This window comes from Actinomyces massiliensis 4401292 (assembly GCF_000269805.1).
Lineage (GTDB): Bacteria > Actinomycetota > Actinomycetes > Actinomycetales > Actinomycetaceae > Actinomyces > Actinomyces massiliensis.
The window spans coordinates 368,022-395,003 of record NZ_JH711483.1 but is presented as its reverse complement, the minus strand read 5'-3'; the positions used below and the strand labels follow the sequence as shown (position 1 = coordinate 395,003).

The 26,982-nt window shown below is 70.4% G+C and carries 20 protein-coding genes; 16 read left to right on the top strand and 4 right to left on the bottom strand.

The features are described from left to right. The first annotated feature begins 74 nt into the window (after positions 1–74). A complete protein-coding gene (locus W5W_RS0113380; RefSeq protein ID WP_017195763.1) occupies positions 75–356 on the top strand; it encodes a MoaD/ThiS family protein in 282 nt (93 codons plus the stop codon). A gap of 26 nt (positions 357–382) precedes the next feature. On the opposite strand, the gene W5W_RS0113375 is transcribed toward W5W_RS0113380, so the two are convergent. Continuing rightward, on the bottom strand, positions 383–838 hold the full coding sequence (locus tag W5W_RS0113375) for a molybdenum cofactor biosynthesis protein MoaE (RefSeq protein WP_017195762.1): 456 nt from the start codon (positions 836–838) through the stop codon (positions 383–385). Between the two features lie 709 nt (positions 839–1,547). Here W5W_RS0113375 and W5W_RS0113370 point away from each other — a divergent pair. The 7 genes from W5W_RS0113370 to mobA all read left to right on the top strand — a co-directional run bounded on the left by W5W_RS0113370 (position 1,548) and on the right by mobA (position 9,908). Then, on the top strand, positions 1,548–3,047 hold the full coding sequence (locus tag W5W_RS0113370) for a molybdopterin molybdotransferase MoeA (RefSeq protein WP_017195761.1): 1,500 nt from the start codon (positions 1,548–1,550) through the stop codon (positions 3,045–3,047). Positions 3,048–3,094: 47 nt separating this feature from the next. Further along, positions 3,095–3,589 carry a cyclic pyranopterin monophosphate synthase MoaC gene (moaC, locus tag W5W_RS0113365; RefSeq protein ID WP_017195760.1) on the top strand — a complete coding sequence of 165 codons (495 nt, stop codon included), beginning with the start codon at positions 3,095–3,097 and terminating at the stop codon, positions 3,587–3,589. A 188-nt stretch (positions 3,590–3,777) separates the two neighbouring features. After that, the gene (gene arc, locus W5W_RS0113360; protein WP_008730960.1) at positions 3,778–5,460 is read left to right on the top strand and encodes a proteasome ATPase; all 1,683 of its coding nucleotides are present in this window, start codon (positions 3,778–3,780) and stop codon (positions 5,458–5,460) included. After that, a complete protein-coding gene (locus W5W_RS0113355; protein ID WP_017195759.1) occupies positions 5,457–7,340 on the top strand; it encodes a proteasome accessory factor PafA2 family protein in 1,884 nt (627 codons plus the stop codon). Before arc ends, W5W_RS0113355 begins: the two co-directional genes overlap by 4 nt. Positions 7,341–7,402: 62 nt before the next feature. After that, complete coding sequence (locus W5W_RS0113350) at positions 7,403–7,597, top strand: ubiquitin-like protein Pup (protein WP_008730971.1); 195 nt, start codon at positions 7,403–7,405, stop codon at positions 7,595–7,597. Beyond that, positions 7,594–9,069 carry a proteasome accessory factor PafA2 family protein gene (locus tag W5W_RS0113345; protein WP_017195758.1) on the top strand — a complete coding sequence of 492 codons (1,476 nt, stop codon included), beginning with the start codon at positions 7,594–7,596 and terminating at the stop codon, positions 9,067–9,069. The genes W5W_RS0113350 and W5W_RS0113345 overlap by 4 nt, the downstream gene beginning before the upstream one ends. After that, on the top strand, positions 9,066–9,908 hold the full coding sequence (gene mobA, locus W5W_RS0113340; RefSeq protein ID WP_017195757.1) for a molybdenum cofactor guanylyltransferase: 843 nt from the start codon (positions 9,066–9,068) through the stop codon (positions 9,906–9,908). Before W5W_RS0113345 ends, mobA begins: the two co-directional genes overlap by 4 nt. Before the next feature lie 155 nt (positions 9,909–10,063). Here the strand turns inward: mobA and W5W_RS0113335 are convergent, their stop codons facing one another. Further along, on the bottom strand, positions 10,064–10,630 hold the full coding sequence (locus W5W_RS0113335; protein WP_017195756.1) for a MogA/MoaB family molybdenum cofactor biosynthesis protein: 567 nt from the start codon (positions 10,628–10,630) through the stop codon (positions 10,064–10,066). Between the two features lie 269 nt (positions 10,631–10,899). Here W5W_RS0113335 and W5W_RS0113330 point away from each other — a divergent pair, with 269 nt between their 5' ends. The 7 genes from W5W_RS0113330 (at position 10,900) to W5W_RS0113300 (ending at position 23,554) form a co-directional block, all read left to right on the top strand. Next, positions 10,900–12,231 carry a nitrate/nitrite transporter gene (locus W5W_RS0113330; RefSeq protein ID WP_017195755.1) on the top strand — a complete coding sequence of 444 codons (1,332 nt, stop codon included), beginning with the start codon at positions 10,900–10,902 and terminating at the stop codon, positions 12,229–12,231. 121 nt (positions 12,232–12,352) lie between these two features. Next, positions 12,353–16,114 (top strand): nitrate reductase subunit alpha, encoded by a 3,762-nt coding sequence (locus W5W_RS0113325; RefSeq protein ID WP_017195754.1) that lies wholly within the window; start codon positions 12,353–12,355, stop codon positions 16,112–16,114. Then, on the top strand, positions 16,114–17,760 hold the full coding sequence (narH, locus tag W5W_RS0113320) for a nitrate reductase subunit beta (RefSeq protein WP_017195753.1): 1,647 nt from the start codon (positions 16,114–16,116) through the stop codon (positions 17,758–17,760). The genes W5W_RS0113325 and narH overlap by 1 nt, the downstream gene beginning before the upstream one ends. Beyond that, positions 17,757–18,668 carry a nitrate reductase molybdenum cofactor assembly chaperone gene (narJ, locus tag W5W_RS0113315; RefSeq protein ID WP_238533360.1) on the top strand — a complete coding sequence of 304 codons (912 nt, stop codon included), beginning with the start codon at positions 17,757–17,759 and terminating at the stop codon, positions 18,666–18,668. Before narH ends, narJ begins: the two co-directional genes overlap by 4 nt. After that, complete coding sequence (gene narI, locus W5W_RS0113310) at positions 18,665–19,459, top strand: respiratory nitrate reductase subunit gamma (RefSeq protein ID WP_017195751.1); 795 nt, start codon at positions 18,665–18,667, stop codon at positions 19,457–19,459. The genes narJ and narI overlap by 4 nt, the downstream gene beginning before the upstream one ends. A 785-nt stretch (positions 19,460–20,244) precedes the next feature. After that, complete coding sequence (modA, locus tag W5W_RS0113305; RefSeq protein ID WP_017195750.1) at positions 20,245–21,147, top strand: molybdate ABC transporter substrate-binding protein; 903 nt, start codon at positions 20,245–20,247, stop codon at positions 21,145–21,147. Between the two features lie 247 nt (positions 21,148–21,394). Continuing rightward, positions 21,395–23,554: an ATP-binding cassette domain-containing protein gene (locus W5W_RS0113300; RefSeq protein ID WP_017195749.1), complete on the top strand. Its 2,160-nt coding sequence runs from the start codon at positions 21,395–21,397 to the stop codon at positions 23,552–23,554. A gap of 108 nt (positions 23,555–23,662) precedes the next feature. Here the strand turns inward: W5W_RS0113300 and W5W_RS0113295 are convergent, their stop codons facing one another. Both W5W_RS0113295 and W5W_RS0113290 read right to left on the bottom strand, forming a co-directional pair. Beyond that, a complete protein-coding gene (locus W5W_RS0113295) occupies positions 23,663–24,850 on the bottom strand; it encodes a low temperature requirement protein A (protein ID WP_238533359.1) in 1,188 nt (395 codons plus the stop codon). 891 nt (positions 24,851–25,741) lie between these two features. Then, a complete protein-coding gene (locus tag W5W_RS0113290) occupies positions 25,742–26,752 on the bottom strand; it encodes a FecCD family ABC transporter permease (protein WP_232611850.1) in 1,011 nt (336 codons plus the stop codon). Here W5W_RS0113290 and W5W_RS16775 point away from each other — a divergent pair. Continuing rightward, positions 26,744–26,982, top strand: a 239-nt coding sequence (locus W5W_RS16775; protein ID WP_238533358.1) for a hypothetical protein, incomplete at its 3' end; no start/stop codon positions are given. The genes W5W_RS0113290 and W5W_RS16775 overlap by 9 nt on opposite strands.

Here is a 26,982-nt window from a genome sequence, read left to right as displayed (position 1 = left end):
ACCCCTACGGCACCGGGCCTCGCCCGCATGAGCCGGGAACGCCCGTTCAGGATCCGGGCCCGAGAGGAGCCGACGTGACCACTTCTTCTTCCGCGAATCACGCGATCGACGTCGAGCTGCGCTACTTCGCCGCAGCCGCCGAAGCCGCGGGGCGCCCCGAGGAGCGTCTCGAACTGCCCGCCGGCACGACGCTGGCCTCCCTGCGCGAGCAGCTGGCGGGCCGCGGCCTGGAGATGGCGCGGATCATCGGCGTCTCCAGCTACCTGGTCAACGCCCTCTCAACACCGGCGGATTCGCTGACGCCCCTGGAGGACGGCGACCGCATCGACATCCTGCCGCCCTTCGCCGGCGGGTGAGACCCCGGCCCCCGCCGGCCCCGCCGTCACGGGCAGCCGGACCACTCGCGCGTACCGTCGGCGAAGAGCTGGTGCTTCCACACCGGCAGTCGCTTCTTGACCTCCTCGACGATGTCGCGGACGGCCTCGAAAGCCGGCGCGCGATGGTCCGCGCTCACGGCGACGCCGAGCGCCGTGTCCCCAACTCCCAGCTCCCCGATGCGGTGGACGACGGCGACCGCCCGCAATCCCGACTGCTCGGCGGTCTCGCGGGCGATCCGGACGATCACCTCATCCGCGCTCGGGTGGGCCGAGTAGGCGATGGCGGTGACCTCCCGTCCGCGGTCGTGGTCGCGCACCACGCCCTCGAAGGTGACGACGGCGCCTGCCGCCCGGTCCTGAACGGCAGCGGCCAACTCGGGGACCGAGACCGGCTCGCGGATCACCCCGGCCCGCGCGACGCGCGCAGCTGCTTGCTCTCTCGATTCAGTGGTGTGGGTCATGCCCGCTCCTCCCAGGCGGTCCGCGCTCACGATGCGGGCTGCTGCAGGGGAGGCTACACGCCGATGCGCGCGTCGACCGTATTCAGGATTACTCAGGATTACTCAGCATTCGGCTCAGCCCCGGTCGTGATTCCAGTATCCCGGCTCGCCGCGCCACCACCAGCAGATGAGTGATTCCAAAGGTCACGGGACGGAGCTGGGCGCCGTGGGGCGAGGTTGCACATGGGAGGAAGGGAGTTGCTGCAGGCAAAATACATTTTTGGGCGGATTTCCGGGGTTTATTGCGAGCGGCCAGGATTCGTTGTCGGGTTCCCATGTGCACTGAGGGGGGTGTGCGCACATGGGAGCGGGGTGATGATGCCGACCGAGATCTGAATTTCGCATGATTCCGCGGTTCTTCTCGATTCAGGTGGTGGACGAGTGTGCAGCCCCGATGGCCTGGCATCCGCGAGCGCCTCCCCGGGGCGACACCAGCTGGTCGGAGCGCCGCTAAACGATGACGAGGAATGATGAGGGATGATGGGGATTTAAGGCATAAGGGCTCATTCGCCTCCTAATTCACCTTATTCACCTCCCGCCACCGGGCCGCCCCGCATTAGTGCATCCGGACGGCCATGATGGGCCATGATGGGCACCGAGAAGTCATCGCCGCCGCAGCCCGCACGGCCCGGACCGCCGGCGCGCCAAGCCGGCCCCGAGAAGGAGAGCCATGCCCGAGACGGCTGAGAAGCCCGCCATGCCCGACACGCTCAGCGTGGAGGCCTACGTCGCCGAGGTCCTCGCCGCACTGACGCCTCTGCCCGCCGTCGATACTCCCCTATTCGCGGCACACGGTCTGGTACTCGCCCAGGACGTCACCGCCGCCTTGCCCGTGCCCCCCTGGACGAACTCGGCCATGGACGGCTATGCGGTGCGCGCCCGGGACACGGAGTCGGCCGTCCCCCAGGCACCGGTCATCCTGCCGGTGGCCGGGGATGTGCCCGCCGGCACCGCGCCCGCCCCCCTGGTTCCCGGGACGGCCCAGCGGATCATGACCGGCGCCATGCTCCCCGAGAACGCCGATGCCGTTGTCAAGGTCGAGGACACCGACCAGGCGCCCGGCCCTCACCCGCCGCCCGCCGAGGTCGGGATCCGTGTGGCCGCGAGGCCGGGCCTCAACGTGCGCCAGGCGGGCGAGGATGTCGGCATCGGCGATTCGGTCCTGACGGCGGGCACTTTCATGACAGCGACGGCCGTCGCCTCCCTCGCCTCGGTCGGCCTGTCCGCAGTGCGCGCCTTCCCCAGACCGCGGGTCGCCGTGGTGTCCACCGGCGCCGAGCTCGTCGAGCCCGGCCAGGAGCTTCCCGCCGGCGCCATCCCCGACTCCAACTCCCTGCTGCTGGCGGGGCTGGTCGCCGAGCACGGAGCGCGGCTCGCCTCGGTCTCCCGCAGCGGTGACACCGCCGAGTCACTGGCGATGGCCCTCATCGAGGCGGCGCGCGGGGCCGATCTCATCGTCACCTCCGGCGGGGTGTCGGCCGGCGCCTTCGACCCCCTGGTCATGCTGGCTGAGGATGATGAGGACGGCGAGAACGGCGAGAACACTGCAGACGGCACGGTGCGGCTGCGTTTGTCCAAGGTCGCCATGCAGCCGGGCAAGCCGCAGGGCCACGGCGTGGTGCGTATCGAGGACGGCGGGACGCATCGGCAGGTGCCCATCATCACCCTGCCGGGTAACCCGGTGAGTGTGCTCGTGTCCTTCATCACCGTGGTGGCCCCGGCCCTGGCGCGCCTGGCCGGGCGCGACTCTGTTCCCGGCCCATTGCCCGGAAGCGGAGTTCGCCGCCCTCATGACGCCCTCTCGATGCGAGCACGGGCCGCGGCGGCCTGGCGCACACCCCCGGGAAGGCGCCAGCACATCCCCGTGCGCTTCGTCCAGGCTCCGGCCCGGGCGTCCGTGGAGGACATGGAGGACATGGAGAACTCAGCGCCGGGCGCGGCCGCCGAGAGCACCGAGCGCGCTGAATGCGCTGAGCGCACTGAAAGCACCGGGAGCACCGCGAGCCCAGTTCTATGGGTGGAACCGACCCACCGCCTGGGCTCGGGCTCGCACCTCGTGGCCTCATTGCCCGCGGCCGAGGCGCTGGCCGTCGTGGGCGAGGAGGTGACCGAGGTCGGCGTGGGCGACGAGGTCGGCCTTATCGCGCTGAATCGCACTCACTTGCACTGAACCTCAATGGAACCCCGAATTACCTGGAGAAGTACCCGGAGGAGCCCATGCCCGACCCGTCCGATCCGCCCCGTCTGACTCACCTGGATGAGACCGGCGCCGCCCGCATGGTGGATGTGACCGCCAAGAGTCCTACCGTGCGCACGGCGAGTGCGACCGCATTCGTGGCCTGCTCGCCCCGCATCGTCGCCGCGCTGCGCGACGGGAGCGTCCCCAAGGGGGATGTGCTCGCCGTGGCGCGCGTGGCCGGTATTGCGGCGGCCAAGAGGACTCCGGAGCTGCTGCCCCTGGCGCATGTCATCGGCGTGCACGGGTGTGCGGTGGACCTGGTCGTCGAGGAGGAGGGCGTGCGCATCTCCGCGACCGTGCGCACGGCCGACCGCACGGGCGTGGAGATGGAGGCGCTGACGGCGGCGACCGTTGCGGGCCTGGCGATCGTGGACATGGTCAAGGGCGTGGACCGGGGCGTGTCGCTGCGCGAGGCCCGGGTGACTGCGAAATCGGGCGGCCGTTCGGGCGACTGGGTGCGCCCCGCCGACTGAGCCGGAGCCGGCCGCCCCCTGGATTCCTCCCAATGAATGGAATCAATCATTCACCGCCCCGAATCCGGCCCTATCCCCCTGTTTCCCCTGTTGCCGTGCCGCCCGACGCGTTAACCTCGTTCTGGTACGAGCGTGCCACTCCGGTTCCCGGAGGGCCGCCTACCACCACCGAGGCGAAGGAGCAGGACGTGGATGAGGGCGAAGCGGCACCCGCGCAGCCGCATAGCACCGGCGCCGATGCCGGTGCCGGGCGCTCCACCGACACCGCCCCCGCAGCAGCCGGCGCTGCTGAACCAGCCGGGGCCGTCGAAGCCACCGGAGTCACCCCACCCGATCCGAGCACTCCCGACGCCGACGTGCTCGTGCGCAAGAACCGCAGCCTGGCCCGCGCCCTGACATCGGCCCGCCGGGAGCTGGCGGCCGCCCAGGAGGAGATCGAGCGCCTGACGGCGCCCCCGCTCTCCTTCGCCACGCATGTGACCGTCGTCGACGCCATGGCCCGCACCATCGACGTCGTCGTGGCCGGAAGGCGGATGCGGGTGACGGCCTCGTCCGCACTGCCGCTGGGCGGCCTGGAGCCCGGTACCGCCCTCGTCCTCGATGAGCGCCTCAACGCGGTGGCCACGGCCGAGCCGGACGACGTCGGTGAACTCGTCACCGTCGAGCAGCGCCTGGACGAGCGCCACGTTCTGGTCGCCGTGCGCAGCGAGGACACCCGCGTCCTGCGCCTGTCCCCCGCCCTGGTCGCCGTCCGCCTGCGGCCCGGCGACGCCCTGATGGCCGACCTCAAGGACGGCGTCGCCCTGCGCCGCATCGCCCGCCGCGAGGTCGAGGACCTCCTTCTGGACGACTCCCCCGACACCTCCTGGGAGATGATCGGCGGACTGGACGCGACCATCGAGCGCATACGCGACGCCATCGAACTGCCCATGGCCCACCCCGAGCTCTACGTCGAGCACCGCCTGCGACCCCCGCGGGGCCTGCTGCTGTACGGGCCGCCCGGTGTCGGCAAGACCCTCATCGCCCGCGCCGTGGCCACCTCCCTGGCGCGCACCACCGGCCGGCGCACCCACTTCCTCAACATCAAGGGCCCGCAACTGCTGGACAAGTACGTCGGGGAGACCGAGCGGCGCATCCGCCTCATCTTCGCCCGCGCCCGCGATAAGGCGGCCCGCGGCGTCCCGGTGGTGGTCTTCTTCGACGAGATGGAGTCCCTGTTCCGCACCCGCGGCACCGGAGTGTCCAGCGATGTCGAGACCACGGTGGTCCCCCAGCTGCTCGCCGAGATCGACGGCGTGGAGGAGATGCGCAACGTCATCGTCATCGGCGCCTCCAATCGCGAGGACATGATCGATCCGGCGATCCTGCGGCCCGGCCGCCTCGACGTGCGCATCCGCATCGACCGCCCCGATCGGGAGGCGAGCCGCCAGATCCTGGGGCGCTATCTCACCGAGGACCTGCCGATCCACCCCGATGAGCTCGCCGCCGCCGGATCCGCGGGCCGGGCCGTGCGGGTCATGGGCGAGGCACTGCTGGAGGCCCTGTTCTCCCGCAGCCCCGAAACCGCTGTCCTGGAGGTCCACCGGCGCTCGGGGGCGGTCGAGACCTGGCACCTGGTCGACCTGGTCTCCGGGGCCATGATCGCCTCGGTCGTCGAGCGCGCCAAGGCGGCCGCCGTCAAGGACGCCCTGGCGGGCCGACGCGGGTTGACCACCGCCCATCTCCTGCAGGCCCTGCACGCCGAGGTGGCCGAGTCCGCCGAGCTGCCCGGCGCCTCGGATCCGGAGGAGTGGGCGCGCGTCATCGGACGTGGCCAGCGCACCGACCCCGTCATCGCACTCGCCCCGGCACCCAGGAAGGAGACCAGATGATCACCGTGCGCAGGGTCATGGGCGTGGAGACCGAGTACGCCCTCATCGACCGCGACGACCCGGCTGCCGAGCCCGACGGGCTGGCCCGCGACCTGCTGTTCGCCTATGCGCGCGATGCGGCCGCCGGCGGTGCGCCGTCCACGGATCACGTGCCGGCCGCCACCGGGCGGGATCTGCTGGTCGGCGCGGGCTGCCGCTTCGACTACTCCGGGGAGCTGCCCACCAGGGACGCACGCGACGGCGCCGACCACGACCTGGCCCCGGAGGCCCGCACCGACAAGGAGGCGGGAGCGGTTCTGACCGGCTCCCCCACGCGCTGGGTCAAGCGTGTGGCTCCCTTCGAGGCCCACTACTACCGGGGCTCGGCCAGTCATGCCGTCAACGGGGCCCGGCTCTACGTGGACCACACCCACCCCGAGTACGCCTCCCCCGAGGCCCTGGGCCCCCGCGAGGCGGTGCTGTACGACAAGGCCGGCGACCTGCTCATGCATCACGCCGAGGCCGCCCTGAGCCGGGAGCGCGGCTCCCGGATCCAGGTCATCAAGAACAACACCGACGGTCACGGCGCCGCCTGGGGCGCCCATGAGTCCTACGCGGTGCGCCGCGATGTGCCCTGGGACCTGCTCACCGCCGTCACGCTGCCCTTCCTGGTGACTCGGCAGGTGATCGGCGGCTCCGGGCGGGTCGGCGTCGGCCCGGAGGGGCGGACGCCCGGCTTCCAGATCTTCGCGCGCGCCGACTACATCGAGCAGGCGGTCTCGCTCTACACCACCCGTGAGCGCCCCATCGTCAACACCCGCGACGAGCCCCACGCCGAGGAGCGCCGCTGGCGGCGCCTGCACGTCATCACCGCCGACTCCTCATCCCTGGCGGTCACGGGCCTGCTGCGCACCGGGTCCATGGCGGCGCTGCTGTCCCTGATCGAGGAGCACCCTCACAGGGCGCGCGCCCTGGCCGAGCGCTTCACCTTCGCCGACCCGGTCGGCGCACTGCGCGCCTTCTCCCACGATCCCGAGCTGCGGGTGCGCTGCGAGCTGGCGGACGGCGGCGCGGTCGGCGCCCTGGAGGTCCAGCGCGCTTTTCTCGATGAGATCGCCGCCGCTCATGCCGCCCACCAGGACGGGAGCGGGGCGGCGGGTGGAGCCGCGGAGGGCCGCCACGGACTCGACGAGGAGACCGCCGCGGTCCTGGCGCTGTGGGGCGAGGCGCTCGACGCCCTGGAGGACGGCCCGCTCCGGGCCGCTCACCTGGTGGAGTGGTGCGCCAAGCTCGCGGTGCTGGAGCGGCTGCGCACACGCTACGACTGCGACTGGGACGATCCCCGCATCCGGGCCGCCGATCTGCAGTTCGCCGTCGTCGATCCGGCGGCGTCGCTGGCAGCCGCCCTGGAGCGGGCCGGCTCGGTGCGCCGGGTCGTGGATGACGAAGCGGTGCGCGCCGCCGTCGGCCGGGCGCCCGCCGACACCCGCGCAGGCGGACGGGCCGAGTTCCTGCGGGCCTTCCCCGACCGGGTGTGGGCGGCGAGCTGGACCTCACTGGTGGTCGATATCGACGCCACCGACCTGCTGCGGGTGAGCCTGCCCGATCCGTTCCACCCGACCGCGGCGGAGGTGGAGCGCGCCCTCGCGCACAGCGGCGTCGGTCCTGGCGATCCCGGCGGGGCCAGTAGCTCTGAGGGGGCCGATGACGACCGGGCCGCGCGCCTCATCGCGGTGCTGGAGGCGCTGGGCATCGACATCCCCGACGAGCCGCGCACCTACGCCTGGGATGAGGGCTTCTACGCTGATCCCGGTGCGGGTCCGCTCCACCCGCGAGCATCCGACGCCGAAGCACCGGCGGACGACGACGGCACTGCGCACTCAGGGCACTCAGGGCACTGAAGCACTAGGGCACCGGGCCCGGCACACGCACTCACGCATTCACGCACTCAGGAGGAAGTGACATGGCTGATCGCATCCACAAGGAGGTCTCGCGCGAAGAGGCGCCCGATCCCGAGCCGGCACCGGCACCGGCGGCGCCCAGTTCCGCGACCCAGGGAGCCCAGGGGCTGGACGAGGTCCTGGACGGTATCGACGACGTCCTGGAGGTCAACGCGCTGACCTTCGTGCAGAGCTTCCGGCAGAAGGGCGGCCAGTGAGCCCTGCCCCTGCCGGGCGTCTGCATCGCGCCGTCGGGATCGAGACCGAGTACGGAGTCACCAGCGCGCACGTGGCCGCCGGTCTCGACGGCGCGCCGTTGAGCGTCGAGGAGGCGGTGCAGGAGGTCTTCCGCGACGTCTCCTCCCCGCCCAGCGGCACGCACCGTTTCACCACCAGCGGGGCGCGCCTGTATATCGACATCGGCATGCACCCGGAGTACGCGGGGCCGGAGTGCGTGTGGGTAACCGATGCGGTGGCCCAGGACCTGGCCGGCGACGCGGTGCTGGCATCGATGACCCGCGCCGCCAACGCCCGACTGGAATCCCGCGGCGTGCGCATCCACCTGTTGAAGTCGAACACGGACGCATGGGGCAGCACCTTCGGCTGCCACGAGAACTACCAGGTGACACGCGACGCCCCTCTGCCTCTGGGCGGGATGGTGGGGCTCCTGGCGGCGCGCCAGATCCTGGCCGGTACCGGGTCGCTGGCCTGCGGGCGGGGCGGCCAGGCGGATGCCGGCAGCCGGACCGATGACGGTGGCACCGGCGCTCCCGACACTCCTGATCCCCCTCTCGATCACCCGCTGGGCCCCATGCTCTACTCGGCCCGCGCCGACCACATTCATGGGGCGGCCTCGGCCGACCCCACCCACGAGCGCGCCTTCGTCAACACCCGCGACGAGCCCCACGCCGACGCGAGCCGCTGGCGGCGCCTGCACGTGGTCGCCGGCGATTCCGCGGTCAGCCCGTGGACGACCGCCATCAAGATCGTCGTGATGGATGCCGCCCTGACCCTGGTCGAGCGCGGCGAGTGGGACATGGCCGAGTGCGAGCTGGCCGACCCGGCGCGCGCCGTCCACGCATGGAACCGGGAGCCCAATGCCGCATGCGAGCGGGTGGGCGGGCGCAGTTCCATCACCTGCCCCGAGCTGCTGGAACTCGCCCTGGAGCGGTTGACCGGCCGGCTGTCGAGCAAGACCGACGCGCTGACCGCGAGTGTGCTCGATCTGGCGGAGCGGGGAGCGCGGGCGCTGCGGTCGGGGTGCCCGCAGCTCGTGGCCACCGAGCTGGACTGGGCGATCAAGCACCGGGTCCTGGCCCGGGTGGCCGAGCGCGCCGCCTCGGGCTGGCGGGACCCTCGAGTGCGGCGCGCCGAGCTGGCCTACCACGATCTGTCTGCGGACAGCGGCCTGCGCGGGGCGCTGACGTCGGCCGGGCTCATGAAGCCCCTTGTGAGCCCGCAGGAGGTGGAGGCCGCCCGTATCGGGCCGCCCTGCGGAACCCGGGCCGGCCTGCGCGGTCGGGTGGTCGCAGCCTGCGAGCGCACTGGGCGGGTCGCCTCCATCGGCTGGGCGCATGTGCGCCTGGACAATCCGCCCCGTCCTCAGATCGACCTGCCCGACCCGACGCAGACCGAGGACGCCGACGTGGAGGCGCTCCTGGCCGAGATCGACGCCCTGGGACCGGCGTGACCAGTGGACCGGACGGCGGGGGCGACGCCGCAGTCGGCAACGGGAGCACGACGGGCTCACCCGATCCGCCCGGCACGGCCCATGGAGGACGGCTCGACGTCGTCGTGCTGGCGGGCGGAACCGGGCGTCGGCTCGGCGGGGCCTCCAAGCCCGATGTCGTCGCGCGCGGTGCCCGGCTGCTCGATCATGTGCTGGCCGGCTTGTCTGGGCTGACCGATCTGGCTGAACCGGCGAGCGGGGCCGAGCCGACGGGGCGGTCCGCGCCGGAGAAGCGCAGCCCGGCAGTGGCGACAGTGGCGACAGTGGGTCGCGTCGTCGTCGTGGCGCCCGCAGAGGTCGCGCTGCCCGCCGGCGTCCTGCGCGCGCTGGAGGATCCGCCGCTGGGCGGCCCGGTCGCCGGTATCGCCGCCGGGCTCGCACGACTGGCCGAATCCTCAGGATCTTCAGGATCGCCCGAATTACCCGGGTCCCCCGGGAGCACAGCACCAGCTGCCCGCGTAGCCCACACAGCGGCTCCGGCAGAGCTGACCGCGGTCGTCACCTGCGATGCGCCCGAGTCCGGGCGCGGGCTCCCCGCTCTCGTGGCGGCCGCCGGGAGCGCGCAGAACGCGGACGGCGCCTGCGCGCTGGATGGCGACCACGTCCAGTACCTGCTCGGCGTCTACCGCACAGCGGCACTGACGCAGTGCGTGGCGCCAGGGGGCGCGGCCCTGCGGGACATCTCCGTGCGTCGGGCCCTGGGGGGCATGTCGGTGGTCCATGTGGATCTGGGAGAGCTGCGATCCGCGGCCCGCGACTTGGACACGTGGGAGGACGTCCGCGCCTGGGACCGCCACTGAGCCAATGCGAACGGGCGAGTCCGCGATACCGGCCAGTGCCTGGTGGCGGCCCAGTAAACCGCCCAGCAGCGGCCCGATCGGTGCTTGGATCGCCGCCTTAGCAGTGCTCACAAGCGCCCGCGAATGCCCACGAACGCCCACGAGCGCTCGCGTGCTCAGTGGTCGCCGCCGCCGAGCTGTTCCAGGACATGCGGCACCAGGGGGCCGATGACGGCCACGGTGTCCTTGACCCCGCCGCGCGATCCCGGCGCATTGACCACGAGGGCGCCGTCGTCTCCGCGGCTCGTGACGCCCACCAGCCCTCGTGACAGGCCGGCCAGCGGAGTCTTGGTCAGGCCGTGGGCGCGGATCTGCTCCTCCAGGCCCTCCATCCGCGCCACGAGCAGGGGCGCGGTGCCCTCCGGGGTGAGGTCGCGCGGGGTGACCCCGGTCCCCCCGGTGGTGAGCACGACCCGGGCGCCCGCGGCCACGGCGACCTCGATGGCCGCCCGCACCGGCTCGGACCCGTCGGGCACCACGCGCACCTCATCGACGATGACGTCGTGCCGGGCCAGGAGCTGAGCGGCGAGCGGCCCGGAGGCGTCCTCGCGCTCCCCGTTGAAGCAACGATCGGAGACGGTGATGACCGCGCCCTTAACCGGCTCGGGCAACGGATGAAGGGTCTTCTGGACGACCTCGGCGGCGGGCTGATCATGACGGGGACTGTCGGCGGTTTGACGCATGAGACCACCGTAATGATGCCGCCCCGCCTGCGCACCGTCATTTATTACGATACATGATGTTTGCTAAATACGGCGCACACCGTGAAAAAGGTCCCTTGCACAACCATTGGAATGACGGGATACGACGCGCACTCTCCCCGTGCGCGCACCGGCTCCGTCATCATGGGTCGGTCTGAGCCACAAGGACTCGTATCTCGTGGCGCCCGCCCCGGACGACGCGGCCCGAGGCCCGCGACCGCGCTCCGTCCCCACGTCACTACAGGAGCCTCATGAGCAAGCTCGACACCACAGGCCGGGTCCTGACCGACTGGAACCCGGAGGAGCCGGAGAACTGGTCGGCCCCCATCGCCTGGCGAACCCTGATCATCACCACCTATTCGATGATCCTGGCGTTCTGCGTCTGGTTCCTGCCCAGCGCCATCGCTCCCAAGCTCACTGAGATCGGCTTCACCCTCACCGAGGGGCAGCTGTACTGGCTGGCCGCCATGCCGGGCCTGGCCTGCGGGCTTATCCGCTTCATCTACATGTTCCTGCCGCCCATCGTCGGCACGCGCAAGCTGGTGGCCTACTCCTCCCTGCTCTACGCCCTGCCGATGCTGGGGTGGTTCTTCGCCGTGCAGAACACCGGCACCAGTTTCGGGGTGCTCATGGCGCTGGCCTTCGCCTGCGGCATCGGCGGCGGCTCCTTCTCCGGCTACATGCCCTCCACCGGCTACTTCTTCCCCAGACGCCTGGCCGGCACCGCGCTGGGCATCCAGGCGGGCGTGGGCAATATGGGCATGAGCATCATCCAGCTCATGGGCCCCTGGCTCATGGGCTTCGGACTGTTCGGCATCACCTGGATCGCGCCCCAGCAAGCCAAGGATGGCCAGGTGTGGGTCCACAACGTCGCGATCTTCTTCGTACCATGGACCATCGTGGCCGCGATCCTGGCCTTCACCCTGCTCAAGGATGTGCCCGTCAAGGCCAACATCCGCCAGCAGATCGACATCTTCTCCAACCCCGACACCTGGTACATGACCCTCATGTACGTAGCGACCTTCGGGCTGTTCTCCGGCTTCGCAGCCCAGTTCGGGCTGCTCATCAAGAACACCTACGGGCCGAGCTCGGAGCTGGCCGCCACCTTCGACAAGTCGCTCCTGCCCCTGGGAGCCACCTACGCGTTCCTGGGCCCGCTCATCGGCTCGGTCATCCGCATGTGCTGGGGTCCGCTGTGCGACAAGTTCGGCGGCGCCATCTGGACCTTCGTCTCCGTGGTCGGCATGGGCGTCACCCTGGCAGTGACCACGTTCTTCCTCCACCCCACCGATCCGGCCCAGTTCCCCGGCTTCCTGTGGTCGATGCTGGCGATGTTCTTCTTCTCCGGCCTGGGCAATGCCGGCACCTTCAAGCAGATGCCGATGATCATGCCCAAGCGCCAGGCCGGCGGCGCCATCGGCTTCACCGCCGCGATCGCGAGCCTCGGCCCCTTCATCGTGGGCGTCGCCATCGCCTCGCTCGGCGCCACCGCCTGGTACTGGATCTCCGTGGCCTTCTGCGCCCTGTGCGCCGTCATCTGCTGGATCCGCTACGCCCGACCGGGGGCTCCCTTCCCGGGCTGATCCGTTCCCGACGACGGCGGGACGGCCGGTCCGGAGCGTCCGGGCGGCGCCCCTCCCGGGCGCATATCGGCCCGCCCCCAGTGAACCGACAGCCGCTGACCATCACAGTGAAAGACCATCGATGACCACCTTCACCGACCCTCTCGTTGACGGACCCGACAAGCAGGTCGAGAACACCCCCGCGCTGTTCGCCCTGGGCTCCTACCTGCGTCGCGGCCGGGCCAGCTCGGACGCCCGCCGTCTCTTCCTCACGGGCGGTCGCGAGGCCGACACCTTCTACCGGCACCGGTGGAGCCACGACAAGATGGTCCACTCCACCCACGGGGTGAACTGCACCGGCTCGTGCGCCTGGGAGGTCTACGTCACCGACGGGATCATCACCTGGGAGAAGCAGATCACCGACTACCCGACCACGGGCCCGGACATGCCGGAGTACGAGCCCCGCGGCTGTCCCCGCGGCGCCGCCTTCTCCTGGTACACCTACTCGCCCACGCGCATCCGCTACCCCTATGTGCGCTCCGTGCTGCTCGACGCCTTCCGCGATGCCAAGGAGCGTCACGACGGCGACGCCGTGGCCGCCTGGGCCGATATCACCAGCAACCTCGAGATCTCACAGGCCTACAAGTCCGCCCGCGGAAGGGGCGGCATGGTGCGCGTGGGCTGGGACGACGCCATGGAGATCATCGCCGCGGCCTACGTCCACACCATTCGCACCTGGGGTCCCGACCGCTGCGCCGGCTTCTCGGTCATCCCGGCCATGTCCATGCTCTCCTACGGGGCCGGCGGCCGCTTCCACGAGCTCATCGGCGGCACCATGCTGTCCTTCTACGACTGGTACGCCGATCTGCCCCCGGCCTCGCCGCAGGTGTTCGGCGACCAGACCGACGTCCCCGAAGCGGGCGACTGGTACAACTCCCAGTACCTCATCATGTGGGGCTCGAACCTGCCCCTGACCCGCACGCCGGACGCCCATTTCATGACCGAGGCCCGTTATCACGGGCAGAAGGTCGTGGTGGTCTCCCCCGACTACGCGGACAACACCAAATTCGCCGACCAGTGGCTGCGCGTGGCCCCCGGCACCGACGGCGCCATGGCCATGGCCATGGGTCACGTCATCCTCAAGGAGTTCCACGTCGCCCGCCACGAGCCGTACTTCATGGAGTACATGCGGCGCTACACCGACTCCCCCTTCCTGCTGGAGCTCGACGCCTCGCCCGATGGCGGCGGGTACGTTCCCGGCCGCTTCCTGACCGCGGACGGCGTGCCGGGCACGGCCGACGGGCAGCCGAAGAACGACTTCCGGCCCCTGGTGTGGGACCGCGATCGCGGCCCGACCGATCCCGGCGGCACCCTGGCCGACCGCTTCACCCCCGAGGGCGAGGGCAAGTGGAACCTGCTCATGGAGGGCATCTCCCCGATCATGAGCATCGCCGAGCTGGGCACCACGACCTCGCCCGTCGAGGGCGTCGAGGTGCTCCTGCCCCGCTTCGACCTGCCCGGCTCCACCACGCCCACCGGCTCTGTGGGCGGCGGCGTCCTGCACCGGGGCGTGCCCGCCACCCGCCTGTCCGACGGCCGTCTGGTGACGACCGTCTACGACCTGCTCCTGGCCAACTACAGCGTCCACCGGGCGGGCCTGCCGGGTCAGTGGCCCGAGGACTACCACGACGCCACCGTGCCCGGCACCCCGGCGTGGGCGAGCGAGCTCACCGGCGTGCCGGCACCGGCCATGATCCGCGTGGCCCGCGAGTTCGCCACCAATGCCGTCGAATCCAAGGGCCGCTCCCAGGTACTCATGGGCGCGGGCATCAATCACTACTACCACGCCGATGAGATCTACCGCTCGATTCTGGCGCTGACCTCCATGTGCGGCACCCAGGGCGTCAACGGCGGCGGCTGGGCCCATTACGTGGGTCAGGAGAAGGTCCGCCCCATCGCCGGCTGGGCGCAGTTCGCCTTCGCCCTGGACTGGCAGCGGCCGCCCCGCCAGATGATCTCCACGGGCTTCTGGTATCTGACCACCGACCAGTGGCGCTACGACGACACTCCCGCCGAGCGCCTCGCCTCCCCGCTGGGTCCGGGGGTGCTGGCCGGCAAGACCGTCTCGGACACCATGGTCGAGGCCATGAAGCGCGGGTGGACGCCGTCGTACCCGACCTTCAACCGCAATCCCCTCCTGCTGGGACAGCAGGCCCGGCACGCCGGCATGGCACCCAAGGACTACGTCGTGGACCAGCTGACGCGCGGCCAGCTGCGATTCGCGGCGGAGGACCCCGACGCCCCGGAGAACTTCCCCCGCATCCTGGCCTCCTGGCGCACCAACCTGCTGGGGAGCTCGGCCAAGGGCACTGAGTTCTTCCTGCGCCACATGGTGGGCACGGGGGGCGACGTCAATGCCGCCGAGACGCCTCCGGGACGCCGGCCGGTGTCCATGACGTGGCGCGATAAGGCCCCGGAGGGCAAGCTCGACCTCATGTGGACGGCGGACTTCCGCAACACGTCCACCACGCTGCACTCCGACGTCGTCCTGCCGGCGGCCACCTGGTACGAGAAGTACGACCTGTCCACCACGGACATGCACCCCTTCATCCACTCCTTCAACGCGGCCATCGACCCGCCGTGGGAGGCCCGCAGCGACTTCGACATCTACCGCCAGCTGGCCGCCATGGTCAGCGCCTGGGCGCCGCAGTACCTCGGCGCCCAGACCGACGTCGTCGCGGTCCCGCTGACCCACGACACCCCCGACGCCATGACGATGCCGCACGGCGACATCTCCTCGCTGCCGCAGGAGTGGGTGCCGGGGGTCACCATGCCCAAGCTGGTGCCCGTCGAACGCGACTACACCCAGATCCTCAACAAGTTCGACACGATCGGCCCGCTGGTGGAGAAGCCGGGGATCCCGGCCAAGGGCATCATGCTGATCGCCGACAAGGAGATGGACAAGCTCCGCCGCGCCCACGGCACCGGCCGCGGCGCCGGGGAGAACCGCCCGCTCGTCGATACCCCGATCAAGGCCGGCGACGCGGTCATGCACATGTCGGGGGCGACCAACGGCCGCCTGGCCACCCAGGGCTGGGGAACGCTGTCCAAGCGCACCGGCACTCCGCTGATCGAGCTGAGCGAGGAGGAGGCCGGCAAGCAGATCACCTTCGCCGACACCCAGATCAAGCCGCAGCCGGTCATCACCACGCCCGAGTGGTCCGGCTCCGAGCATGGAGGGCGGCGCTACTCCGCCTTCGTCGTCAACGTCGAGCACGCCAAGCCGTGGCACACCCTGACCGGTCGCATGCACTACTACCTCGACCACGACTGGATGCGGGACATGGGCGAGGCCCTGCCCGCCTTCCGGCCACCGCTGGACTACGCCTCCCTGTACGGCGAGGCCGCACCTGGATCGGTCTCCACCTCGCCGGTCGGCACCGCGCAGGTGGCGGTGCGGTACTTGACGGTCCACAACAAGTGGGCGATCCACTCCCAGTACTACGACAACCTCCACATGCTCACGCTGGGCCGGGGCGGCCAGACCATCTGGATGAGCCCGGCCGACGCCGAGAAGATCGGGGTCAGGGACAACGAGTGGGTCGAGGCCTACAACCGCAACGGCATCGTGGCGGCTCGGGCGATCGTCTCCCACCGCATCCCCGAGGGCATGGTCTTCATGCACCACGCCCAGGAGCGCACCATGAACACCCCGGTGACCGAGACCAGCGGGCGCCGCGGCGGCACGCACAACTCGCTGACCCGCATCGTGCTCAAGCCGAGCCATTTCGCCGGCGGCTACGCCCAGCTGTCCTACGCCTTCAACTACATCGGCCCCACCGGCAACAACCGCGACGAGGTCACCCTCATCCGTCGCCGCAGCAACCAGGAGGTGACCTTCTGATGAAGGTGATGGCCCAGATCGCGATGGTGATGAACCTCGACAAGTGCATCGGCTGCCACACGTGCTCGGTCACGTGCAAGCAGGCGTGGACGAACCGCGAGGGCACCGAGTACATGTGGTTCAACAACGTCGAGACCCGTCCCGGCGTCGGCTACCCGCGCGGCTGGGAGGATCAGGAGCGCTGGAAGGGCGGCTGGACCCGCACCCCGGGCGGCCGCCTGGTGCCCCGCTCCGGAGGTCGTCTGCGCCGTCTCGCGCAGATCTTCTCCAACCCGGACATGCCGGGCGTCGAGGACTACTACGAGCCGTGGACCTACGAGTACGACCGTCTACTGTCCGCGCCCAAGGACTCCCCCACCCTCCCGGTGGCCCGGGCGAAGTCCCAGCTCACGGGCGAGTACATGCCCACGATCCAGTGGGGACCCAACTGGGACGACGACCTGGGCGGTTCCACCGAGACCCTGGCGGACGATCCGGTCCTGGCGGGCATGAGCGAGAAGGTCCAGCACCAGATCGACCAGACCTTCATGTTCTACCTGCCGCGCATCTGCGAGCACTGCCTGAACCCCACCTGCGTATCCGCCTGCCCGTCGGGCGCCATGTACAAGCGCACCGAGGACGGCATCGTCCTGGTGGATCAGGACGCCTGCCGCGGCTGGCGCATGTGCGTGTCCGCCTGCCCCTACAAGAAGGTCTACTTCAATCACGCCACCGGCAAGGCCGAGAAGTGCACCCTGTGCTACCCGCGCCTGGAGATCGGCCAGCCGACCGTGTGCTCGGAGACCTGCGTGGGGCGCCTGCGCTACCTGGGCGTCCTGCTCTACGACGCCGACCGCGTCTCCCAGGCCGCCGCCGTCAAGGACCCGCGGGACCTCTACATGGCCCAGCGCGAGATCCTCATGGACCCGCACGATCCCGACGTCATCCGGGCGGCCCGCGCCGAGGGCGTGCCCGAGACCTGGATCACCGCGGCTCAGGCCTCGCCCATCTGGGACCTCATCACCACCTACGAGGTGGCCCTGCCGCTGCACCCCGAGTACCGGACCATGCCGATGGTGTGGTACATCCCGCCGCTGAGCCCCCTCGTCGATGAGGTCGCGGCCGCGGGACTGGACGGCGAGGACCACAGGGTGCTGCTGACGGCCGTGGCCGAGATGCGCATCCCGCTGGAGTACCTGGCCGGACTGTTCACCGCCGGGGATACCGACCCGGTCGAGCGCTCCCTGCGCCGCCTGGCGGCCATGCGCTCCCATATGCGTGAGGTGCGTCTGGAGCGCGAGGCGAACCCGGCCATCGCCGCCTCGGTGGGCATGAGTGGACAGGAGCTGGAGGACATGTACCGTCTACTGGCCATCGCCAAGTACGACGACCGCTACGTCATCCCCACCTCCAAGCCGGAGATCCCCCGCGGCATGGAGGCGATGGGCGCGGACGTGCGCACGCTGCTGGGCGAGGGCGCCCCGGCCGGCTGCCATTCCGACGTCTCCTCCTTCCACGGACGGCCGGGTTCTACTCCGGTGCTCCTGCCGACGCCGACGGTGCGCCGCGATCCGGTGCCGGCCGCGGGCCCGGACAAGGCCGGGGCCGGGATCGGAATCGACTCCGTGGTCGAGGTCGGCTCCCCGGTCGGAAGCGGCCGACCATGATCCCTAAGAGAACCCCCAAGAGAAACCCCACGAGGGTCCGCACGCCCTCCTTCGTGCGGGCGCCGCGCCTACTGGCGGCGCCCGAGCGGGTGGCGCTCACGGCGCCGCAGCGGGCGACGGTGCACATGGCCGCCTCCCTGCTGCTGGACTACCCGGCCGAGGACGCCCTTCAGGCGCGGCTGGAGGCGGTCGAGGCCGCCCTGACCGGCCCGGATGCCCCGCCCGCAGCGGTCGCCGCCCCCGTGGAGGAGTTCGTGGCCACTGCTCGCTCCTGGGGCGCCCGCGTGCTGGCCGAGCACTACGTGGAGACCTTCGATCGGAGGCGGCGCTGCTGCCTGTACCTGACCTACTACGCGGTGGGCGACACCCGTCACCGCGGGGCGGCGCTGCTGGCCTTCAAGCAGGCGCTGGCGGCGGCCGGCTACGAGATGGCCGCCGATGAGCTGCCCGACTACCTGCCCGTGGTGCTGGAGCTGTCCGCGCGCAGCGGCGACGAGATCGCCCAGACGCTGCTGTCCAGCCATCGTGAGGGCATTGAGGTGCTGCGCAGCGCCCTGGTGGACGCCGGCTCCCCCTACGCCCACCTGGTGGAGGCGATCTCCATGACCCTGCCCGAGATCGACGCCGCCACGGCCGATCGGGTGCGGGCACTGGTAGCCGCCGGACCGCCCACTGAGACCGTCGGAGTCACGGACATGCTGCCCTTCCCCTCGACGCCGATCAGCTCGCTCAGCCCGATCGGCCCGCTCAATACAGCAACCGCAGCGGACGCAGCGACCACAGCGGCCGGCGGCCCCATCGACCCGGCCGGTCCCGCAGAAGTCGCGGAAGCCTCAGACGTTTCAGAACCGGCCCGGGCGGCTTCCCTACCCGAGCCCCGAGCAGCATCACAGGAGTCCCGATCATGAGCGCCTTCGAGCAGTACTTCCTGTGGATCGCCCTGCCGTACGTGTCGTTCTTCCTTCTGGGCGCGGGACTGGTGTGGCGCTACCGCAACGACCAGTTCGGCTGGACGAGCCGATCCTCCCAGTGGAACGAGTCGCGGATCCTGCGCTGGTCCTCCCCGCTATTCCACTTCGGCATCCTGTTCGTGGCCGCCGGCCACGGCATGGGCCTGGGGGTCCCCAAGGACTGGACCGAGGCGGCCGGCATCCCCGAGCACGTCTACCACCTCATGGCGGTCATTCCCGGCACGCTGGCGGGAATCATGACACTGGTGGGCCTGGGCGGCCTGATCTACCGGCGGATCGTCGTCAAGTCCGTGCGCCTGGCGACGACGACCAACGACAAGATCATGTACGTCCTCCTGCTCGTGCCGATCTGCCTGGGAGCGTGGGCGACGGTCTCCACCCAGCTGCTGGGCGGTCTGCACGGCGGCTACGACTACCGCGAGACCATCAGCCCGTGGTTCCGCTCGATCTTCCTGCTCAATCCCCAGCCCGAGCTCATGGCCGATGTGCCGACGGTGTTCAAGCTGCACATCGTGGCCGGCCTGCTGCTCTTCGCCATCTGGCCCTTCACCCGGCTGGTCCACGTGGTGAGCGTCCCGGTGGGGTACATGACCAGGCCCTACGTCGTCTACCGCTCGCGGGAGGGGGCGACCTCCGCCGCCGCTCCGCGCCGCGGATGGACGCCCGTGCGCACCCAGGGAACCGGCAACCAGGGCTTCGACGACGTCACCCCCTCGCAGGGCGCCTGACCGACTGCCGCCAACTCCACCGAGATCGGTCCGCTTCCGCACCGAGATCGGTTGCGCTGCTGCGGGCCTGCTGCTCGCCAATGGTTCTGAGGTGCGGCATGCGGCCTTCGCCCTCGAGCTTGTCGTGCGTGCCTCGACGTCGGGTTGGCCGGGCTGACCTGGACCGATCTCGTGCCGGAAGTGGACCGATCTCGGTGTGGGGCGTGGTTGTCGTCGGTGTTGCACATGGGAGCGGAACCGTGACCGCTACTGACATTGCTGTCCCGCATGATTCCGCGGTTCCCACCGACGCAGAGCACGCGCGAGTGTGCAACACCCACCACCCCCAGCCCACGCAGACCACGCGGACACCGACAGAGTGCAGGGCAGCAGTCCTGCAGAGCGTGTCAAGCATCCCGGCTCACCCAGGCATCAGCGCCTACCGCCCCTGACAGCGGTGTTAACCAACCGAGCACCTCCGCACCGAGATCGGTCCGCCTGACCGCGGGCCAACAGGACATGCGCGCACCGGCCGCACCAGATCAGAGGGATTTCGGACGCGCTCGATCAACTCGCGACGATGCCGACCTCCAAACTTTTCGGACACCCGAACTCATTCGCTTTTCATCTGGCCCGGCCACATGAGACTCTGAATCGGTTAGCAGCCAACCACGACCCGACGTTGAGTCGGCCGGTAGTCAACAACTAGCCGGCCGCTCGTCGGCTGCGAGCCGTCATTGCTCAGCTCACCGCCAACCGGCACAGGCCCTCTGTCACACGGGACCCATGACGAAAGGACCACTTCCATGCGCATGCACCGTCGCGCGGCCCTGGCCGCCGTCGCCCTCCTATCCGCCGTCTCGCTCGCCGCCTGCGGGGGCTCGGCCTCCACCCCCACGACGGAGGCCTCCGACGCCGCCTCCTCGGGAGCGGCCGCCGAACAGGTCTCCGGAGAGATCAATGTCTTCGCAGCGGCCTCGCTGAAGAAGGCCTATGAGGACATCGGCGCCGCCTTCCAAGAGGCCAACCCCGACGCCACCGTCAACTTCGAGTTCCTGGGCTCTCAGGAGCTCCTGTCCAATTTGTCCGAGGGCTCGGCCGCGGACGTCCTGGCCACCGCCGACACCGACATCATGGACAGCGCCGTCAGCCAGGGGCTCGTGGGCGATCCGCAGGAGTTCGCCACTAACACCCTGAGCATCATCGTCCCCGAGGGCAATCCGGCCGGCATCACCGGTTTCGACGACTCCCTGAACGCCGAGGGCGTCAACCTCGTCATCTGCGACCCCGAGTCCCACGTCCCCTGCGGCACCGCGACCAAGAAGATGGAGGAGACCACCGGCGTCACCCTCGCCAATCCGGCTTCGAAGGAGACCAAGGTCAGTGACGTGCGGAGCAAGGTCGAGTCCGGCGAGGCCGATGCCGGGATCGTCTACGTCACGGACGCCGCGACAGCCAAGGGCACCGAGGAGATCACGATCCCGGATCTCGGCGTCGTCAACCACTACCCGATCGCCACAACCTCCTCCTCGAAGAACGAGGCCGGAGGCAAGGCCTTCGTCGACTTCGTGCTCTCCGACAAGGGCCAGGAGATCCTGCAGAACACCTACAAGTTCGGGGCTCCCGCCGACTCGGCCGCCGCGACCAAGCCGGCGATGGAGAAATCCACCGAGGCCACCGAACCCGCTGAGTCCGGCGAGTCCAACTGACGGCCGGCAGTGCGCTCGACCGGCTGGGCCGGCTGGGCCGACCTGACCTGCTCAGCCGACTGAGCCCGGCCGACTGTGCGGGTTGCGCCGACTGGGCTGGCTGGGCCGGCCGCACTGGCCGCACCGAGGGGGCCGGCCGCACTGCACTCGCCCCCCTCTGATTCGCCAGATTTCACCAGAATTCACCCCGGCCTGGGCCGGCGTCCCGCTCGGACGCCGGCCCACATGATGTGACAGGTTTGATGACGTGACACTCCGCGCCTCCACCCGCCCGGCCGAACCCGGTGCCGCCACCGAGCCGGGGTCCGCCTCCCGCTCCGGCAAGCGCCGCGGCCAATCACGAGCCGCCCACTCGCCGCTTCCGCTGCCCGTGCTCGCACTCGGCGTGCTCGGCGCCTGCGCCATCGTCCTGCCCTTCGTCGGACTGGGCACGCGCGTGGCCTGGACAGAGCTGCCGACGCTGCTGACGTCGCAGGCGGCCACCCGCGCTCTGGGCCTGTCGCTGCGCACCTGCGCCATCGCCACCGCGATCTCGGTCTGCCTCGGCGTGCCGTTGGCGCTCCTGCTGGCGCGGCAGTGGCGAGGCGTGCGCGTGGGCCGCGTGCTCGCAGTGCTGCCGATGACCATGCCGCCGGTAGTGGCGGGAATCGCCCTGCTGGCGACGTTGGGCAAGCGGGGTCTGCTCGGGCGGACCCTGAGCGTCATGGACGTGCAGATCTCCTTCACGACCACGGCCGTCGTCATCGCACAGGTCTTCGTCGCCATGCCCTACCTCGTGGTGACCCTCGAGGCCGCGCTGCGCAGCCGCGACACCCACGTCGAGACGATCGCCCGGACTCTGGGCACGGGCCCGTGGACGCTGCTGACGCGCATCACCCTGCCGCTGGTGGGACCGGCCCTGGCCCGCGGCACAGCACTCGCCCTGGGCAGGAGCCTGGGCGAGTTCGGAGCGACCATCGCCTTCGCCGGCTCCAAGGAGGGGGTGACGCGCACCATGCCGCTGGCGATCTATCTGGAGCGGGAGAACGACACGGCGACCTCTCTGGCACTGGCGGTGGTGCTCATCGCCATGTCCTTCCTCATCGTGGGGGCGACCAACATCTCCTGGCCCGAGCTCGTGCGCCGCCTGCCGCATCCGTCTCGGCGCGCCCAGATGTCATCGCCGCGCTCGACGACGGCCTCCCGCCCCGTCCCCACCGCGCCCCGCGGCCTGGATCTCCACGTCTCCTTCGCCTCCGCCCAACGGAATGTCACCGCGGACCTGGAGGTCGGGGCCGGACGCACGCTCGCCCTCATCGGCCCCAACGGTTCGGGCAAGTCGACCGTCTGCGGGGTCGTGGCCGGCCTGCTCGACGCCGATGGCGGCCGGGTGCTCCTGGGCGAGCGGGAGCTGGATGGCCCGAGCGGCTTCGTGCCCGCCGGTCGTCGCGACGTCGCCCTGCTGTCCCAGGCCCCGGGGATCTTCACCCACATGAGCGTCCTGGACAATGTCGCCTTCGGGCCGCGCTGCCGCCATGTCACCAAAGGCGCCGCCCGCGAGCGCGCCCATGCCGAACTGGAGTCGGCCGGAGTTGAGCACCTCGCCGCTCGTCGGGGCTCCGAGCTCTCGGGCGGGCAGGCGGCTCGCGTGGCGCTCGCCCGGGCCCTGGCGACGAGCCCGCGCCTGCTGGTCCTCGACGAGCCGATGTCGGCCCTGGACGTCACCGCGCGCCGGGAGATGCGGCGCCTGGTGGCGCGCCGGGCCGCGGAGGAGGGGCTGACGGTCCTGCTGGTCACCCATGACGTCCTGGACATCACCGCCCTGGCCGAGGACGTCGTCGTCCTGGAGAACGGCCGGGTGGCTGAGCGCGGAACCACAGCCGAGGTGCTGGCCGCGCCGGTCTCGGACTTCGCCGCAAGGCTTACCGGCACCGCGGTCCTGACCGGGCGGCTGGCAGGCGACGACGAGAGTCCGGCCTTGAAGCTGGATGAGGGACAGGTTGTTCACGGGCGCCCTCGAAGCGACGGCGGCGATGACGGCGATAGCTGGGATGGCGAGGGAGCCGGTGGGAGCCGCGAGAGCCTGCGCCTCGGCGGGCCCGGCATCGCCCTGGTGCCGCCGGACGCCGTGGCCATGTACCGGGAGCCTCCCCAGGGCTCGCCGCGCAATGTCCTGGCGGGCAGAGTCACCGGAGTGGACCGGGCCGGCGCCCTGGTAAGTGTTGAGGTGCGCCTGACCGGCGGGCAGACCATCCGCGCCGCGGTCACCGCAGGCGCCGTCGCCGAGATGGGCATCGCCGTCGACCAGGAGCTGTGGTGCGCTATCAAGGCCGTCGAGGTGCGCATCGTACCCCGGCGCGAGCGCGACTCGGCCGCACGCCGGAGCCGAGCGGGCGCGGAGGAGAGCGCCGCCGAGCGTGCTGAGTGACTGAGCGACCGAATGACCCGGGCACGAGAATCCCGCGCACTCGACAGCACCCATCACTGCCGACCGTTCGCCCCTGTCAGCCGATCTCCGGCCCGCACGGGCGACCCGTTATCGAGCCAGAAGACGGGCCTCCCGGTTGAAGCCCCAGGCGGTCGAGGCCGTCACGACCACGAGCAGCCCCATCACCGCGATCCCGGACAGGCCAGCGAGCACGGACACTCCCGCAGCGCAGATGAGGACGGCATCGCAGGCCGCCAGGCTGACCCACATGCTGCGGCCCGCCGAGCGCGTGAGGAAGAACCAGAACGCGGTGACGCAGATGACCATGCCGCCGAACAGCGCCATGACGGCCGCCGGCGCGATCGGCTCAGCCGGTTCGGCCACCACGACCTCCGCCCCGACGGCCAGGGCCACCATGCCCAGGACGAGGACCTGCTGGCCGTTGGTGGCCAGGACGGCCAGTGAGACGTTGGCGGCCGGGTCGTCGCCGTGGGCCTCGGAGGTCATGGGGGCCAGGACGTGCTCCTCATTGGCCGGGCCGAAGAACAGCGCCCACACGCCGATGATGACGAGTAGGGAGGTCACTCCGGCCGCCACGACCAAGGGCTCGTCCAGGCCGTGGATGATCGCGTTGCCGGTGGTGAGGATGGCCTCGCCCAGGCAGATGATGAGGAAGAGCTGGCAGCGCTCGATCTGGTGGGGCAGGTCGAAGTCGATCTCGTCGCGGCCGGGCACGGGCAGGCCCGGCACCGGGTGACGCAGGCGCATGCCCAGCAGGTCGATGGCGGCGGCCGCCGCCCACCAGACGAGGCGGCTGTGCTCGTCGACCAGGGCGCCCACCACCCAGGGCACGGCCGAGACCGCCGCCCACACCACCATGTTGATGCGGTGTAGACGCATGGCGGGCAGAACGTCCACTCGCCGGGTCAGCAGCGGCCTGCCGATCTGGATGGCCAGCAGCGGGGCGACGAACATCCACGGCGAGTGCTCGAAGGCCCGGGTGATGGAGGCGTTCATGATCAGGCCGATCACCATCACGCCCATCAGGAGGTAGCGCGCCGTACGCCGTCTGGACAGCACCATCGTGGACTCATAGGTGGTGGTGGCCCACACCCCGAAGACCGTCAGGGACATCACCAGGGTCTCCAGGGCGCCGCGCCAGGTGAGGTTGTCCAGGAGGTGCTCGGAGAGCTGGGAGACGGCGAAGACGTAGATGAGATCGAAGAAGAGCTCGAGCTTGGTGACGTCCTGCTCCTCGCCGGGGGCTACCTCCAGGTCATGGTCAGTGCTGGGCATGCCGGGCATACGGTCCTTTCAGCTGGGCAGCAGGGCTCGCTGCAGTATTGCGAGCACCGTGGACGCTACTCCACAAGGCCCTCATGGGCCACGCAATCGCCGACGTCAGCGACCTTCAGCCCGGGCTCCGCCCTGGTGCGATGCTCAGGGGTTTCAGGGATTCTCCGTGGGGATCACCAACAGCCAGGTGAGGTGGAGGCCGCCCGATGCAATGGACAGCAGCCCCACCGGGATCTGGAAGGAGGGAGCGAGCAGTCGCTGTGCGAACAGGCGCTGAGCGAGCTGACCGGCTCAGATCAGGACGAGGGTCTAGCCGAGCATGGTCTCGCGCACCCGGGCGCCCCCAGTCCCGGGCCTGTCGCGGTACTATCGCCCAACTCCAGGATGCCCGCGGGCCGAGCGAGCCAGACGGCCATGAGCACGAGCATGTTGTCGCCAAGATCAGTGGCTGCACCCGCAGTGAGAGTCATCCACAGCGTCGTGCCAGCGGGTCCTGACCCACAGAAACACAGGACGTGGACGGCTCTATGAACAAGCTTCGCCTCGTCGTGTCCAAAACGGAGGATTTTTCACCCGCCACCAAGAAGACAGAGAATCAAACGCGCTGTCCAGAGCAGCGTTAGAGCCGAGTTTCCCGTGGGAACCGAGACCAACGGTGCTTTAATCTCCTCCGTTTTGGACACGTCCCGCCCCGAGCCGCTATCAGGTCGTATGCATGCGCAACCTCAACCCCGAAGGGGGATCGGCCCGATCAGGGATTCAATGAGTTGAAGCCTTGCGCTATAGGCGTTTCGGAACAACGGGCTCTACAGGCGACTCGGACGGGCACGCGCCGGATCGGGCCGCGACCGAGCATCGACCACGCCGCCCACTCGATTCCCGAACCCGGACTCACGCGGGAGACTCGCGGCCACCCATGCGCTCGGAGGGGATCACCAGGAGCCAGATGAGGTAGAGCCCGCCGCAGGCGGCGCTAAGAAGCCCCACCGGGATCTGGAAGGGGGAGAGCAGGCGCTGCGCCAGCAGGTCGGCCCCGGCCAGGACGAGGGCGCCCATGGCCGCCGAGGCCGCCATGGTGATCCCGGCGGTCCGGCTCACCCGCCGCGCCAGCTGCGGGGCCGCCAGGGCCAGGAAGCCGATCGGCCCGGAGACGGCCACGCACACGGCGGCCAGGACGACGCCGTAGCCGAGCATGGCCCCGCGCACCCGGGCGGTGCTCAGCCCCAGGCCGGTGGCGGCGTCGTCGCCCAGCTCCAGAATACCTGCGGGCCGCGTGAGCCAGACGACCAGGGGAAGGAGTACGACAGCCGCCAGGATCAGCGGGCGCACCTGGGTCCAGGTGATGGCGTTGAAGGAGCCGTACTGCCAGGCCTTGGCCACCTCGGCATCCTGAATCGTGGCTCGGGAGATCAAGTAGTCGTTGGTGGCCGAGAGCATCTCCGACAGCGCGATACCGGCCAGCACCAGGGTCTCCCCGCCGACTCCGCGCCGTAGAGCCACCAGGACGACGACGGCCGCGGTGGCGAAGCCACCCAGGATCGTGCCGGTGGCGATCTGGAGGGTGGAGGAGGCGGCGCTCAGCAGGATAACCACCAGTCCCCCGGTGGAGGCGCCCGTGGTGAAGCCGACGATATCGGGGCTCCCCAGAGGGTTGCGCGACAGACTTTGGAAGATCGCCCCCGACAGCGCCAGCATCGCTCCCACCAGCGCAGCGGCGATCGCCCGCGGTAGGCGCTGGCCGAGCACGATGAAGCGGTCCAGATCACTGCCCTGTCCTCCCAGGACTCGCAGCGCACCGGCGGCGGAGAGCTCATAGGCTCCCGTCACGAGCATGATGCCCATGACCGCCAGGGCCGCCAGGATCAGCAGGCCGGTGACCACGAGGGCCCGGCGGTGAATCATGAGAGCCCGCCCGGCCCCCAGGGGCAGGCGCTGCTGCGAGGCCGGCGGGCCGAGGCGGTGGGAGGCGGAGGGGGCGGAGGGGGCGGTCTCCGACCGGACGCCCTGACGGCCCTGATGATCCTGCCGATCCCGGTGCCGCCGCGGATTCAGCCTCATTGCGCCCCCGCCTCTGAGCGCCGAATGACCATGGCCAGCAGCACGGGCCCGCCGATGAAGGCGGTGACGATCCC

Coding starts and splice junctions, on each gene's coding strand:
- moaC (WP_017195760.1), top strand. CDS start 3,095: ATGCCCGACCCGTCCGATCCGCCCCGTCTGACTCACCTGGATGAGACC.
- W5W_RS0113325 (WP_017195754.1), top strand. CDS start 12,353: ATGACCACCTTCACCGACCCTCTCGTTGACGGACCCGACAAGCAGGTC.
- W5W_RS0113350 (WP_008730971.1), top strand. CDS start 7,403: ATGGCTGATCGCATCCACAAGGAGGTCTCGCGCGAAGAGGCGCCCGAT.
- W5W_RS0113355 (WP_017195759.1), top strand. CDS start 5,457: ATGATCACCGTGCGCAGGGTCATGGGCGTGGAGACCGAGTACGCCCTC.
- W5W_RS0113330 (WP_017195755.1), top strand. CDS start 10,900: ATGAGCAAGCTCGACACCACAGGCCGGGTCCTGACCGACTGGAACCCG.
- narI (WP_017195751.1), top strand. CDS start 18,665: ATGAGCGCCTTCGAGCAGTACTTCCTGTGGATCGCCCTGCCGTACGTG.
- narJ (WP_238533360.1), top strand. CDS start 17,757: ATGATCCCTAAGAGAACCCCCAAGAGAAACCCCACGAGGGTCCGCACG.
- W5W_RS0113335 (WP_017195756.1), bottom strand. CDS start 10,630: ATGCGTCAAACCGCCGACAGTCCCCGTCATGATCAGCCCGCCGCCGAG.
- modA (WP_017195750.1), top strand. CDS start 20,245: ATGCGCATGCACCGTCGCGCGGCCCTGGCCGCCGTCGCCCTCCTATCC.
- W5W_RS0113295 (WP_238533359.1), bottom strand. CDS start 24,850: ATGCCCAGCACTGACCATGACCTGGAGGTAGCCCCCGGCGAGGAGCAG.
- narH (WP_017195753.1), top strand. CDS start 16,114: ATGAAGGTGATGGCCCAGATCGCGATGGTGATGAACCTCGACAAGTGC.
- W5W_RS0113370 (WP_017195761.1), top strand. CDS start 1,548: ATGCCCGAGACGGCTGAGAAGCCCGCCATGCCCGACACGCTCAGCGTG.
- W5W_RS0113290 (WP_232611850.1), bottom strand. CDS start 26,752: ATGATTCACCGCCGGGCCCTCGTGGTCACCGGCCTGCTGATCCTGGCG.
- W5W_RS0113375 (WP_017195762.1), bottom strand. CDS start 838: ATGACCCACACCACTGAATCGAGAGAGCAAGCAGCTGCGCGCGTCGCG.